This is a genomic window from Streptomyces sp. NPDC052020, assembly GCF_040680575.1.
GTDB lineage: Bacteria > Actinomycetota > Actinomycetes > Streptomycetales > Streptomycetaceae > Streptomyces.
Genome location: NZ_JBFAWY010000018.1, coordinates 123,904 through 137,642, shown reverse-complemented (window position 1 = coordinate 137,642; position 13,739 = coordinate 123,904). Strand labels below are relative to the sequence as shown.

Genomic DNA, 13,739 nt, shown 5'->3' with positions numbered 1-13,739 from the left:
ATGAACACCACGACCACTCCGCTGACCGACGAGGCGATCCGCGCGAATCTGACCGAGTTCCTGGCGGCACGCACCAAGCAGGAGATCACCCACGATCTCGACCTGTTCGCCACCGGGCTGGTCTCCTCGCTGTTCGCGATGGAGCTGCTGACGCACATCGAGGGCGCCTTCAAGGTCACCGTGCCGCCCGAGGAGCTGAGGCTGGACACCTTCCGCACGGTGGACACCATGACGGCGCTCGTCCTCAGGATCACCGGTGACTGACGCGTCCGACTGGGTGGACGAGCTGATCGGCGAGCAGGCCGGAGCCTGGGACCTGAGCGGCGAACTGCCCCGGGACCTGATCCGCGAACTCGGCGTCAAGGGCCTGCTGTGCGCCCAGGTGCCCACCGAATTCGGCGGAGCCGGCTGGACGAGCCTGGAGAACGGCGAGTTCACCGCGCACGTCGGCAGCCGCTGCTCGTCCCTGCGCAGCCTGATGACCTCCCAGGGCATGGCCGCCTGGGCGGTGCAGCGGTTCGGCGACACCGGCCAGAAGGCGGAACACCTGTCGGCACTGACGTCGGGCTCGGTCGCCGGGGTCGCCTTCAGCGAGTCCGGCGCGGGCAGCGACCTGTCGGCGATGCGGACCCGGATCGAGGTGGACGGCGACGACGTGCTCGTCACCGGTTCCAAGGTCTGGGTCACCGGGGCCGCTTACGCCGACCGGCTGGTGGTCTTCGGCCGGTACGGCGACGGCGCGGCCGCGGTGGTGGTCCCCACCGACGCGTCCGGCGTCGCGGTCAGGCGTGTCCCCGATCCGCTCGGCTGCCGCGCGGCCGGACACTCCGACGTGACGCTGGACGCGGTCCGGCTGCCCCGCCGGAACCTGCTCAGCGGTGCCGGGCTGCCGCTGGACTGGCTCGTCACCTCGGTCCTGACCTACGGGCGGCTCTCGGTGGCCTGGGGGTGCGTGGGCATGCTGCGCTGCTGCCTGACCGAGACCACGGGACACACGGCGCGCCGCGAGCAATTCGGCAGCCCGCTGGCCGAGCACCAGCTCGTCGCCGGGCACCTGGCCGACCTGCTGACGGCCGAGCACGCCGCCACGCGGTGCTGCGAGCACGCCAGCCGGTGCTGGGACGAGGGCAGCTCGGAACTGCCCACCGCCGCGGTGGTCGCCAAGCAGGTCTCCGCCGAGAGCGCGGCCCGGGGCGCCGCCACAGCGGTGCAGCTGCTCGGCTCGGCGGGCAGCCGCGACGGGACGCCGGTGGCCCGGGTGTACCGGGACGCCAAGCTCATGGAGATCATCGAGGGGAGCAGTGAGATATGCCGGCTGCTGCTGGCGCGCCACGCGGTGGCGGTGTGGGCATGAGTACGGACGCGGCCATCGGCCTGGGCCGCACCCGCGTCGCACTGCCGGACAGGCGGGTGCCCGTCAAGGAACTGCCGGAGTTCGACGAGCTCGGCCACGAGGAGGCCGAGTTCGTCACCACGAGCGGCATCGAGACGGTCGGCGTGTTCGAGGACCTGACCGCGGGTGAGCTGGCCGCGCGAGTCACCCGCGAGCTGCACGAGGAGGTGACGCGCGAGGGCGGCCCGGACGCGGACGTTCTGCTGCTCGTCGGGCCGCGCGCGCCCGACGTGCTGCTCGGCTCGGACGCCTGCCGGGTCCAGCAGGAAGCGGGCCTCACCTCGGCGTTCGCGTTCACCGTGGACGGCGTCGGCTGTGTCGGGTCCAGCGCCGCCTGGGCGCTCGGCCGCGACCTGCTGCTGGCCGACCCGTCCCGGCGGAGCGTGACGATCGCGCACGCCAGCCGCCCCACGGGCGCCGACCGGGTCCGGTACCCAGTGACGATCATCGGCGACGGGGCGTACGCCACCACGCTGGTACGCGGTGGCCGCCCGGTGCTGCGCGCGCACCGGATGGAGACCGACGGGTCCTTCCACGACCTGTTCAGCGTCGACTACAAGCAGGTGCCCTGGTACGAGTGGCGCGAGGAGTGCGCCTCTCCCGACCGCTACCGCTTCGAGCTGGCCATGCACAGCAGGCAGCGGATCGCGCGCCTGGTGGACGAGACGCTGGCCGACGCCGGCGTCACCCGGGCGGACGTGGCGACCACGCTGATGCAGAACGTCACGGCCGGGGCCTTCACCTTCTACGAAACCCTGCTCGACCTGCCGATCCACCAGGTCTGCCGGGATCAGCTCGCCACCCTGGGCCATCTCGGGGCCATGGACGTGGTGCTCAACTTCGACCGGCTGCTGGCCACCGGCGAGCTGACCGAGGGCGATCTGGTGATGGTGCTCAACAACAGCCCGGTCGCCGCCTGGGCGGTGACCCTGTGGGAGGTGTGATGAAGACCGTCAAGTGTCTCGTCTGGGATCTGGACAACACGCTCTGGCAGGGAACCCTTCTGGAGGACGGCCGGGTCACGCTCGACCCGCGTGTCCGGGACGTGATCGTGGCGTTGGACGAACGCGGCATCCTCCAGTCGATCGCCAGCAAGAACGACCACGACCTGGCCTGGAAGTGGCTCGGGGAACTGGGCCTCACCGAGTACTTCGTCCTGCCGGAGATCGGCTGGCACCCCAAGTCGCAGTCGATCCGCCGCATCGCCGACAAGCTCAACTTCGCCGACGCGGTGATGGCGTTCGTCGACGACCAGCCGACGGAGCGCGCCGAGGTCGCCCACCACCTGCCCGAGGTGCGCTGCTACGACGCGGCCCAGGTGCTGGAGCTGCCGGACCTGCCGGAGTTCAAACCGGCGACCGTCACCGACGAGTCGAAGCAGCGGCGGCTGATCTATCAGTCCGGCTTCGAACGCGAGGCCGCGCGGGAGGAGTTCCAGGGGCCCGACGAGGACTTCCTGCGCACCCTCGACCTGGAACTCCTCGTCCGCCGCGCGAGTGAGGACGACCTGGCGCGGGTCGAGGAACTGACCCTGCGCACCAGCCAGATGAACGCCACCGGCGTGCACTACTCGGACGAGACGCTGCGCGGTCTGCTCGCCGACCCCGGACACGACGTGCTGGTGGCGAGCATGAAGGACCGCTTCGGATCGCACGGCTCGATCGGCATCATCCTGCTCGAACGGCACCCCTCGGTATGGCACCTGAAGCTGCTGGCCACCTCGTGCCGGGTCGTCTCGTTCGGCGCGGGCGCGGTGCTGCTGCGCTGGCTCATGAGCCAGGCCGCGCTCGCGGGCGCGCACCTGGCCGGAGATTTCCGGCGCACCGACCGCAACCGGATGATGGAGGTCGCCTACCGCTTCGCCGGCCTGACCGACCAGAGCTGCGACTGCCTGGGCGAGCTCTCCGGCGACCGGGAGGCCCCCGGGATCCAGGTGCTCCACGTCGAGCCCGAGGTGTCCGAACCGCCCACGACCATGCGCCTGATCGTTCCGGAACTCCAGGAGGCCTCGTGACCGAGCACGGGACGCTGTACGAGTGGTTCGCCGCTTCCGTGGAGCGGTACCCCGACCACCACGCCGTGGAGGCGGGCGGGATCACGCTGACCTACCGTGAGCTGCGGGACTGCGCGCACGCGGTGGCCGAACGCATGCTCCGGGTCACCGGCGAACCGCCGCGCCGTGTAGCGCTGCTGGCCGCGCGGGGCGTCACCGCCTTCGCCGGCTATCTGGCCGCGCTGCGGCTGGGCGCGACGGTCGTTCCGCTGAACCCGGGCTATCCCGCCGAACGCAACCGCCGCAGTCGCTCGCTCGCCAAGCCGGACGTGCTGATCGCCGACACCGCCGGAGCGGCGCAGCTCACCGACGAGGACACCGGGCCCATCCTGCGGTTCACCGACGAGGAGATCGCGGGCCTTCGAGGCGAGGCCGAGCTGCCGCCGTTCACCGCCTCCCCGGACGACGTCGCCTACATCCTGTTCACCTCCGGCTCGACCGGCCGCCCCAAGGGCGTGCCGATCCGGCACCGGAACGTGGCTCCCTTCCTGAGGCACAACGTCGCCCGGTTCGAGGTCGGACCCGGCTGCCGGATGTCGCACACCTTCGACCTGACCTTCGACCCTTCGGTGTACGACCTGTTCGTCACCTGGTCCGGGGGCGCCACGCTGGTGGTGCCGGGCGGGCAGGACATGCTCACGCCGGTCGACTACGTGGCACGCAACAGCCTCACGCACTGGTTCTCCGTGCCGTCGGTGGTGTCGGTCGCCGCCGAACTGGGCAACCTGCCGGCCGGTGGCGCGAACACGCTGCGGCACAGCGTGTTCATCGGCGAGCAGCTCACAGCCGAGCAGGCGGCGGCCTGGCACGCGGTGGCCCCGCAGGCGAAGCTCACCAACGTGTACGGGCCGACCGAGCTCACCATCCAGTGCACCGACTACACACTGCCCGACGACCCCGCCGCCTGGCCCGTCACCTCCAACGGGACCATCCCGATCGGCGACGTCTACGGCTTCCTGGACTTCCTGGTGCTGGACGAGGAGGGCAAGCCCGCCAAGGAGGGGGAGCTGTTCGTCCGGGGCTCGCAGCGGTTCGACGGCTATCTCGATCCGTCCGACAACGAAGGGCGCTTCATCGGCTTCGACCAGGGCCGCGCGGTTTGGGAGGTCGAGAACCTGACGCCCGGCCACTACTACAGGACCGGTGACCGCGTCCGGTACGAGGACGGCACGCTCGTGCATCTCGGCCGGTCCGACAACCAGGTCAAGGTGCGCGGCTACCGGATCGAGCTGGGCGAGATAGAGGCCGCGCTGCGCAAGCACCCCGAGGTCGGGCAGGCCGTCGTGGTGGCGATCCGCGACGCCGGCGAGACCCGGCTGTTCGGCTGTTACACCGGCACTCCGCTCGAACGGGGCGCGCTGGTGCGCTGGCTGCGCAAACGCGTGCCCGTCCACATGGTCCCCCGGCGGCTTCACCATCTGGACGCGCTTCCGCTGAACGCCAACGGCAAAATCGATCGGGGCCGGGTGCGGGAACTGGTGGCCGAGCGCGAAGGTGCCCTCCCAGCCTCACGTTGAAGGGCAGCAGACCGAACGGAGAGTCAAGCGCGCATGCCAATCCTCACCGAGTTCCTCCGCGAGACCATCCCCCCGGCGGGCATCGTGCGGTTGCTCAGCCTGAGCAACCTCGCCAAGACCGCCGGCCACGGGATCCTGATGTCGGTCAGCGTCCTGTACTTCACGCGGACTGTGGACATCCCGGCCGATCAGGTCGGTCTGGCGCTCAGCCTCGGCGCGGCCGTCGGGATGCTGGGCAGCATCCCGGCCGGTCACCTCGCCGACCGGTTCGGGCCTCGGCCTGTCACCATCATCTGCCTGTTCCTGCTGGGCGTGTTCGCCGCCGGGTACGCGCTGGTGACCGGGTTCGTCGGGTTGATCGTGGCGGTCAGCCTGGCGCTGATGGCCGAGACCGCCACCGACGCGGCGCGGGGTGCGCTGGTCGCGGGGCTGATACCGCCGGACGAACGGGTCCGCACGTTCTCGTACATGCGGTCGGTGGCCAACATCGGCATCGCCGCGGGAGCCTTGGCGGGCGGCGTCGCGCTCTACTTCGACACCAAGGCGGTCTACCTCAGCGTGCTCGTCCTCGGAGGAGTGCTGTTCCTGGTCTCGGGGGCCGCCTACTTCGCCGTGCCCTCGGTCCCGGCGACGGCGCGGAAGGGGGAGCGGCGCACGGCCGTACTGCGCGACCGCCCCTATGTGCTGCTGGCGCTGCTCAACACCGTGCTGGTCATGCACATCACCATCCTCACCGTCGCGCTGCCGATCTGGATCACCACGCAGACCTCCAGCCCGGCCTGGACCTACTCGGTGGCGCTGATCGTCAACACCGCCATGGTGGTGCTGCTCCAGGTCCGGGTGAGCCGGGGCAGCGAGCGCGCGGCCGGCGGAGGCCTGGCGTTGCGGCGCGCCGGCTTGGCGCTCGCGGCCTGCTGCGCGCTGTTCGCGTTGATGCAGGGGCGGTCGCTGTGGCTGGCTCTGCTGTTGCTGGCCGTCGGGGTGCTGGCGCACACGATCGGCGAGATGCTTCAGGGCGCCGGGCAGTGGTCGGTGTCGTTCTCGCTGGCCCCCGAGCACGCCCAGGGTCAGTACCAGGGGTTGTTCGCCATGTCCGTGCAGCTCGGCACCGTCGCGACCCCGGCCCTGGCGACCTACCTGCTGACGCACTTCGCCTGGGCGGGGTGGATGCTGCTGGCCGTGCCGCTGGCCCTGGCGGGACTGGCCGCTCCGCTCACCGTCCGCTGGGCCGAGGGAACCAGGGACCGGTTCGCCCCGCAGCAGACGGTTCCCGAGACAACCAGCTAGGAGCCAACTGTGGACTTCAGCCTGTTCTACTTCGCCAACGACAGCCGCGAGTTCGAGGGGAACCGCTACCAACTGCTGCTGGACGGAGCCCGGTTCGCCGACCAAAACGGCTTTTCGGCCGTGTGGACTCCGGAACGGCACTTCCACCCGTTCGGCGGCCTCTACCCCAACCCGGCGGTGACAGGCGCGGCCGTGGCGGCCGTGACCGAGCGGATCCAGATCCGGGCCGGCAGCGTGGTGTCCCCGCTGCACCACCCGCTGCGGATCGCCGAGGAGTGGTCGGTGGTGGACAACTTCTCCGGGGGCCGCGCCGGGGTCTCGTTCGCCTCGGGCTGGAACGCGGCCGACTTCGTGCTCGCCCCCGACAATTACGAGGACCGCCACAGGCTCGTCCGTGAGCACGTGGAGCAGGTCCGGGCGCTCTGGCGCGGCGAGACGATGTCGTTGACGGACGGAGTCGGAACGCAACGGGACGTGGCCATCTACCCGCAGCCGGTGCAGCGGCAGCTGCCGGTGTGGGTGACCAGCGCGGGCAGTGTCGAGACCTTCCGCGCCGCCGGGCGGCTCGGTACGGGCGTGCTCACCCACCTGCTGGGCCAGGAGCCGGAGGAACTGGCGGTGAAGATCACCGCCTACCGCGAGGCGCTGGCCGAACGGCCCGACCACGACGGCTGGAACGGGCACGTCGCGCTGATGGTGCACACCTTCCTCGGCGACGACGAGGCGGAGGTGAAGGAGCAGGTCCGCAAGCCGCTGTCGGACTACCTGGCAAGCTCGCTCCGGATGCTGCTGGGCGCCCGGTACGACGGCGCGCGGATGGTCGATCCGAAGAAGCTGTCCCCGGCGGACACCGAGTTCATCATCGGTCGCGCGTTCGACCGCTACTTCGAGAGCGGCGGCCTCCTGGGCACCGTGGACAAGGCCGCGCGGAACGCCGCCGAGTTCGCCGCGCTGGGCGTGGACGAGGTGGCCTGCCTGATCGACTTCGGACTGCCGCACAAGGCGGTGCTGGCGGGGCTGGAGCTGCTGGAGGACGTCAGGAAGCGGATCGCCACCGGAACGACGAGGGGAGAACGACCGTGAGCGGCATCGTTGATTTCGCCTACGTGCTGCCGAGCGGCAGGGCCCGGGTGGAGGACTTGTCCCGATCCTCGGGTCTGCCGGCGGACCAGATCCAGCGGATCACCGTCACTCCGGAATGGCCCGTTCTGGCCCCCGGCGAGCAGCCGTGGGACCTGGCCATCCAGGCGGCACGCACGGTGCTGGACCGGACCGGGGTCGACCGGGCCACGATCGGCAAGGTCGTCTACGCCGGCTCGGGCGAGTGGGAGCCCGCGTTCTGGTCGCCGGCCGCCAAGGCCGCCGACGTGCTGGGCCTCCGCGAGGCGCACTGCATGGAAGTGGTCAACTTCTGCAACTCCGCCTCGCCCGCCCTGCAACTGGCCTGCGACGAGACGGCGTCGGCCCGCAGCGAGCACGTGCTCGTCCTGCTCGGCGACCGGCTCAGCCAACTGGTCGACTACGAGGACCCCGAGTCCAAGGCGCTGTTCAACTTCGCCGACGCGGCAGCCGCGGTGCTGGTGGGGCGGCAGGGGGGCGAGTTCGAAATCCTGCACTCGCAGCAGCGGACCGACGCCTCCTGGGCTGACTACTACTCCGCCGACCGGGAGGACTTCGTCACTCGGGTGCGGCGGCGGGGACGCCGCTCGGGTCTGCGCGAGGCCTATCTGAAGAACCTCGCCGAGCTGGTGGACCTGACGCTCGATTCCCTCGGCCGAAGCCGGGAGGACGTGGCGCGACTGCTCGTCAACCAGACCGACCGGACGATGCACGAGGAACTGCTCGCCAACCTCGGCATCGCGCGGGAACGCAGTGTCTTCAACTACCACCGCTACGCGCATCAGGGGCCTGCGGACACCTTCATCGCCCTCGCCGACCTGAAGGCCGAGGGCCGGCTGAACGCGGGTGATTTGATCCTGCTCTGCACGAGTGGAGTGGGTTTCAACTGGGGTGTCACGGCTGTGGCGTACGAGCCGAAACCAGCCGCGCCGCGAGCGGCCTGACAGCAGACGGAGCGACATGACCCTTGAGCCTGGGGTGAAGGACCTGCGGCGGTGGCCGGCGTCCGTATCCGCGCCGTCCGCAGGACAGCCGGGCGCGGAACCGGCTCCGTTCACCCTGGTGTTCCTGCATCACGCCGGGGGCTCGGCTGCCGCCTTCGTTCCGTTCGTCCGGTGCTTTCCCGCCGAGTGGAACGTGTTCTCCGTCGACCTCCCCGGCCGCATGATGACCAGGGGGCAGCGGGCGTGCCGCACCTCCACCCAGGTCCTCGACTTCCTGCTGCCCAGAGTGCGGCCCTTGCTCAACGGTCCCTTCGCCCTGTTCGGGCACAGCATGGGTGCCCTCATCGCGTTCGAGTCAGCCCGGGAGCTGTCCCGGGAGGGAATGCCGCCCGCCTGGGTGGGGCTCTCCGGGTCCGCGGCTCCGGAGAGCCGCCTTGACCGGGCTCGGCGCCATCTGTGGCCGCGGGAACGACTGACCGCCTTCATGCGCGAACTGGGCGGCACCCCGGAGTCGGTCTTCGAGATGCCGGACGTGCTCGACGTGATGGTGCGGGTGCTGCGTGACGACCTCGCGGTCGTGGACACCTACCGGAGACACCCGGGCCCGCCCCTGCGCGTTCCGGTCTCGGTGTTCACCGGGCAGGACGATCCGGTGGCTCCTCCGGGGGCGGCCGCCCCCTGGAGCGAGCAGACCACGGCCCGGACCACGGCGCACTCATGGCCGGGCGGCCACTTCTACCTGTTCGACCACGTGGAGGCGGTGGGCCGCGCCATCCGGCGGGAGATCGACGCCGTATGCCCCGCGGCTCGCTGAGACGGCCGGTTCCGGGTCAGGAGTGCCGGTGGTACGCCTTGTTGGCGATACGCCAGCCGCCGTCGACCCGGACCAGCAGGAAGATGTCGCTGAAGGTGTCCGCGCCGTGCCAGAGCGTCATGGTGGCCGTCGCGACGGTGCCGTGGACGTCGACGGCCTCGATACGGCGCGAGCGGGCCGGTTCGTCCGGGGCCGGCCGGCCGTTGAAGAGAGTGCAGTACTCCTCCAGGGGCCAGGAGACGAACACGCCGTCCCGAAGCCCCTCGATGTGGGCCGTGGGGAGGAACGCGTCGCGGAAGTGGGCGGGGTCGCCGGTGGCGTGTCCGCGGATGTAGGCGCGCAGGGGTTCGAGTACGGCGTCGTCGACGGCGGGGACCGTGGCGGCGACGGCGATGTCTGCCTCGGGGCCGGCGGGGCTGCCGGCCAGTTCGGCAGCGCTGCGCAGGGGGACGCCGGTCGCGGCGGCCAGCAGTGCCATGTCCTTGGCCAGCGCACCGACGGTGAACGCCGCCGCGGCGGCGTCGGCCGGCTCGCCGGTGAGGAAGGGCCGCTTACGCGCCACCAGCCCGCCGAGCTGGCCGAGTTCGAGGACGTCCAGCACCTGGGCACGGGGCAGCCCCAGGGCGTCGGCCTGCCGCAGCGCGTCGCGCAGCGCGAGGACGGCACCGGCGAGGCTGTTGTTGGCGATCAGCTTGAGCGCGGCGGCGGTAGCGGCGTCGTCCACGCGCCGCACGGTGCCCAGCGCTTCCAGAACCGGCCGGACCCGGTCGAACGCGCCCTGGTCGGCGGCGGCGAGGATGTGCAGGGAGCCGGCGGCGACAGCCGGCACGGAGCCGAGCACCGGCGCGTGCACGTAGGACGCGCCGAGGTCCCGGGCCAGCCCCGCGGCCTCGGCGGGGGCGATGGTGCTGATGTTCAGGACGACGGCGTCCGCGCGCAGCGAGCCGCGGACGCGGTCGACGACCTGCCGGCAGGCCGGACCGTCGAACAACGCCAGGAGCACGACGTCGGCCTTCGCCACGGCGTCGTCGGGGTCGTCGGCCGTCACGACAGCGCCTGCCGGGCGCCCGGAGCGCGTCCAGCCGACAACGTCCCAGTCCTGGTCGGCGAGTCGTGTCGCTACAGCGGTGCCCATGCGCCCGAGGCCGAGCACGGTGATCGTCTGCGGTGCGGTCATGCGATCCAGCGTGGGGTATCGGAAGCCCCACGACAAGCGCAGATCTCGCAGGGCAGCGATGCGGGACGCGCATACCGGGCAGGCATACTCGTGCCATGGCACTGACTGCGTGGCGGACGTTCGTGACGGTGTGCCGGCTCGGATCGCTCTCGGCGGCGGCCGCCGAGCTCGGCTACACGCAGTCGGCCGTCTCCCGGCAGATCGCCGGGCTGGAGCGCCAGGCCGGGGTGCCGCTGGTGCAACGGCATGTGCGCGGCGTGCGCCCGACGCCTGCCGGCGAGGTGTTCCGTCACCACGCCCTGGCCACGCTCAACGAGGCCGACCGCGCCTTGCGTGCCGTCCGGGACGTGCGTCACGGGGCGCTCAGCCGGCCGCTGGCCGTCGGTGCGACGCCGTCTCTGGCCGCCGGGATCGTGCCCGCGGCGATCCGCCGCCTGCTGGACACGGCCGGACCCCTTCGCTGGAGCCTGTTGCCCGGGCTGAGCCCGGAGCTGCACGACCGCGTGGTCGCCGGAAGCCTCGACGTCGCCGTCGTCACCGACGCGCCACCGGGGCTGCCCCACGACACGCGGGTGGAACGACGGTTCCTGGGGATGGACGAGATGGTCGTCGTGCTGCCCGTGGGCCATCCCCGAGCCGGGCGCGGTCCGGTGCCTGTCCAGGCGCTGGCCGAGGAGACCTGGGTCGAGGACAACGACGGCTCCGCGGCGCTGTTGCGCCAGCACGCCGCCCGCGCCGGAGTCACCGCCCGCATCGACCTCACCGCGGCCGATCTGCTCGGCAAGATGGCCCTGGTCGCGACCGGCCACGCCATCGCGCTGATACCCGGAGTGCTGACGCGCGCGCTGCGGGCCGACGTCACCACAGTGGCCCTCGTCGATCCCCCGGCCCGCGGCATCTACACGATCATGCGGCGTCGCGATCCGCACCCCTCCGCGATACCCCTGCTCGACCAGCTCACCACCGCCTTCGGCTCGGCGCGCCCCGCCCAGGCGGCGCACCGGCCGTCCGCCCCGGACGCCGGCCCCGCTGCGCCGGCCCGTGACGGCGGCGGTCTCCCGCGGTGACGCCTTGTGGCCGGTGACCTATGCTGTGCGCGTGCCAGCCACGCCCATCGTGAAAGTGCCCAGCGCGTTCTCCTTGACTGGGCCGCCGGTTCGGCCGCGCGTTCCGTCGGTGTGGATAGCCGATGCCGAGCGGGATGGAGAACGGGCCGCCCACCTCGCGCCCACCGTGCTCGACGACGACGAACTCACCCGCGCGGCCGCCTTCCGGCGCACGGAGGACCGACTCACCTACCTGCTCGCCCATGTGGCGCTGCGCCAGCTGCTGGCTGCGGTCACGGGACGGTCCCCTCGGAAACTGCGCCTGGTGCGCGATCCTTGCCCGTGCTGCGGAGCCCCGCACGGGCGGCCCTCCCTCGACGACGGCTCCGTGCACTTCTCCCTCTCCCACAGCAGTCCGATGGTGCTGCTGGCGCTGTCGTCCGCGCCGGTTGGCGTGGACATCGAACGGCTGCCCCAGCCGCGGACCATCGCCGACGTGGGGCGGATGCTGCACCCGACGGAGATCGCCGAACTACAGGCCCTGGACACCGCCGCGAGCCCTCTCGCGTTCGCCCGTGTCTGGACCCGCAAGGAGGCCTATCTCAAGGGTCTGGGCACCGGCGTGGCAGGGAACCTGTCACGCGACTACCTCGGGACCGGGGCTTACCCCGCACACGCCCCCGCCGGCTGGAGCATCACGGACGTCACCGCACCTGACGGCTTCGCCGCCGCCGTAGCCGTGCGAAGTACTCCGCAACCGTGACCAACTCGCCCCGCCATTCGGTGGTGCGCCTTGGGGCGAGGGGCTCGACGGCACAAGCCGGGACCGGGACAGTGCCGCGAATGACGCCGCCGCACGCACAGAGCGAGGGCCGGCCCTGCGACACCACGAGTTCAATCTCGGTGGGCAATACCCTCTTTCCATTTGACACGCCGATCCTATACCGTGATCTTGCTTCTCGGCTCAATCTGGGCTCGTTGATCTAGTAGGGGGGCGTGACATGGGGTACTTGTATCACCTATTCACTCAAGAGATCGGCGCCAACGCAGGATTGACCGTCGTCGAGGGCGCTCCCGCATGGATGAGGCGTGCCCAACTCCTGGAGCAAAGCCAGCACATCGGCGCACAGTTGGTGCATTCCGAGGAACTGTCCACCTCAGACGACTGACAGTGGGCCCGCGCCATGACCGCCAAAGCCCTGTGAGCCGTACATCACGGGCAAAGGAGCCCGAGTCGGCGGCATTGGCCTCCTTTTCCTACTGTCGCGCGGATCTTTCGCGCCCCTGAGGTTCGGCGGCGACGGACATGCCAGGTTGCGGCATTGCCCTGACCTGAGCCGCGCCGCGCCTTGGGCGCATCGTCAGCGCCATTGCCGTCCGCGTGGTCTTCACACCATCACCGAACGGCAGCCCACGCGTCATAGCCGGCTGATACATGCCCAGCAGACTGGACGCAGAGGGCACCGGCGCCGCGCTGCGCCTTCCATGGCTACGCCATGAGATACGGCAGCAACTCTGAGCAAGGGAAGAATCACCGATCGTCATGCGTGTGGAACAGCTTGTCGACATATCGGCCGAACCGTTCGCCGGGGTCCTGGAAGAACGCCTGCCGTCCGCGCGTCAGGTGCTCATCGCGGTGGCGGGCCGCGACGAGACCTGGCTGGAGACCGTCCAGCACTCACTGCGCACCCGAGGGGGAGACGCCGACACTCCCCCTCGGGTCCTCGTGCTGTGCGATCACATCCCGCGGCGAGCCATCGCGTCCCGCGAGGCGAATCCACAGAGCGGTTTGCAGATGCGTCTCATCGAGGAAGTGCCCATCCAGTGCGCCGTGTTCGACCGGGAGGTCGCGTTCACCCTCGTCGGCGGCGCACCGGTCGAGGCACGAGAGGCCGCCGCCGTCGAGTCACTGGCGAACTATTTCGATTCACTGTGGCGGCGCGGCCGGCTACCGGGCGGACTGTCGGGCACCGACACCAAAAGGGGCGCTCAGGTTGATGATGTGCAAATCGCCATTATGGAGCGGTTGGTGAAGGGGGACACGGAGGACAAGATCGGCCGGAGTCTTGGAATGAGCCGCCGGACGGTCGCCGCCCACGTGGCGAGGATCTCTCGTCGGCTGGGCAGCACCAGCCGGACTCAGCTCGGTTATCTCATCGCCAAGAGAAATCTCCTCGATCCATTCGACCTCACTGACTGAGCGGCTCTGTCCTTACTTCTCGGCAGGGGCCGGCCGCGAGCCGGCCGGCCTTGGACAGGGGGCGGTCCAGGGCGGGGCGTAGCCACGTTCCGCGATAACGCCGATAAGCCACCCCGTGACGGACCGCCCCCTGTTCCGCAGTGTCACGACCGATGAATTCCCACACCGGCGAGTTTCGGCAGCGACCCC

Annotated in this window: 13 protein-coding genes; 12 read left to right on the top strand and 1 reads right to left on the bottom strand. The window is 70.7% G+C overall.

Going from position 1 to position 13,739, the window contains the following annotated elements; genetic code table 11:
• The 9 genes from AB0L74_RS20325 to AB0L74_RS20285 are packed head-to-tail and all read left to right on the top strand — an operon-like array spanning nt 1 to nt 9,127.
• Nucleotides 1-264, top strand: coding sequence for a phosphopantetheine-binding protein (locus AB0L74_RS20325; RefSeq protein ID WP_365653870.1), 264 nt, complete (start codon nt 1-3; stop codon nt 262-264).
• Entirely contained in the window at nt 257-1,354 is a 1,098-nt protein-coding gene (locus AB0L74_RS20320; RefSeq protein ID WP_365653867.1) for an acyl-CoA dehydrogenase family protein, read from the top strand. The genes AB0L74_RS20325 and AB0L74_RS20320 overlap by 8 nt, the downstream gene beginning before the upstream one ends.
• Nucleotides 1,351-2,337, top strand: a complete 987-nt coding sequence (locus AB0L74_RS20315) for a 3-oxoacyl-[acyl-carrier-protein] synthase III C-terminal domain-containing protein (protein ID WP_365653864.1) — start codon at nt 1,351-1,353, stop codon at nt 2,335-2,337. Before AB0L74_RS20320 ends, AB0L74_RS20315 begins: the two co-directional genes overlap by 4 nt.
• Nucleotides 2,337-3,407, top strand: a complete 1,071-nt coding sequence (locus tag AB0L74_RS20310) for an HAD-IIIC family phosphatase (RefSeq protein WP_365653861.1) — start codon at nt 2,337-2,339, stop codon at nt 3,405-3,407. Before AB0L74_RS20315 ends, AB0L74_RS20310 begins: the two co-directional genes overlap by 1 nt.
• Nucleotides 3,404-4,963: an amino acid adenylation domain-containing protein gene (locus AB0L74_RS20305; RefSeq protein ID WP_365653858.1), complete on the top strand. Its 1,560-nt coding sequence runs from the start codon at nt 3,404-3,406 to the stop codon at nt 4,961-4,963. The genes AB0L74_RS20310 and AB0L74_RS20305 overlap by 4 nt, the downstream gene beginning before the upstream one ends.
• A 33-nt stretch (nt 4,964-4,996) precedes the next feature.
• Entirely contained in the window at nt 4,997-6,250 is a 1,254-nt protein-coding gene (locus tag AB0L74_RS20300) for an MFS transporter (RefSeq protein WP_365653855.1), read from the top strand.
• A 9-nt stretch (nt 6,251-6,259) separates the two neighbouring features.
• Nucleotides 6,260-7,333 carry a MupA/Atu3671 family FMN-dependent luciferase-like monooxygenase gene (locus tag AB0L74_RS20295; protein ID WP_365653852.1) on the top strand — a complete coding sequence of 358 codons (1,074 nt, stop codon included), beginning with the start codon at nt 6,260-6,262 and terminating at the stop codon, nt 7,331-7,333.
• The gene (locus tag AB0L74_RS20290) at nt 7,330-8,313 is read left to right on the top strand and encodes a 3-oxoacyl-[acyl-carrier-protein] synthase III C-terminal domain-containing protein (RefSeq protein WP_365653849.1); all 984 of its coding nucleotides are present in this window, start codon (nt 7,330-7,332) and stop codon (nt 8,311-8,313) included. Before AB0L74_RS20295 ends, AB0L74_RS20290 begins: the two co-directional genes overlap by 4 nt.
• A gap of 16 nt (nt 8,314-8,329) precedes the next feature.
• Nucleotides 8,330-9,127, top strand: coding sequence for an alpha/beta fold hydrolase (locus AB0L74_RS20285; protein WP_365653846.1), 798 nt, complete (start codon nt 8,330-8,332; stop codon nt 9,125-9,127).
• Nucleotides 9,128-9,143: 16 nt separating this feature from the next.
• Here the strand turns inward: AB0L74_RS20285 and AB0L74_RS20280 are convergent, their stop codons facing one another.
• Entirely contained in the window at nt 9,144-10,304 is a 1,161-nt protein-coding gene (locus AB0L74_RS20280; RefSeq protein WP_365653843.1) for a nuclear transport factor 2 family protein, read from the bottom strand.
• Nucleotides 10,305-10,399: 95 nt separating this feature from the next.
• Between AB0L74_RS20280 and AB0L74_RS20275 the strand changes: the two genes are divergently transcribed.
• From AB0L74_RS20275 to AB0L74_RS20265, 3 genes are all read left to right on the top strand, one after another.
• Nucleotides 10,400-11,371, top strand: coding sequence for a LysR family transcriptional regulator (locus AB0L74_RS20275; RefSeq protein WP_365653840.1), 972 nt, complete (start codon nt 10,400-10,402; stop codon nt 11,369-11,371).
• A 109-nt stretch (nt 11,372-11,480) separates the two neighbouring features.
• The gene (locus AB0L74_RS20270; RefSeq protein WP_365653837.1) at nt 11,481-12,113 is read left to right on the top strand and encodes a 4'-phosphopantetheinyl transferase superfamily protein; all 633 of its coding nucleotides are present in this window, start codon (nt 11,481-11,483) and stop codon (nt 12,111-12,113) included.
• 786 nt (nt 12,114-12,899) lie between these two features.
• The gene (locus AB0L74_RS20265) at nt 12,900-13,550 is read left to right on the top strand and encodes a LuxR C-terminal-related transcriptional regulator (RefSeq protein WP_365653835.1); all 651 of its coding nucleotides are present in this window, start codon (nt 12,900-12,902) and stop codon (nt 13,548-13,550) included.
• The last annotated feature ends 189 nt before the right edge of the window (nt 13,551-13,739 follow it).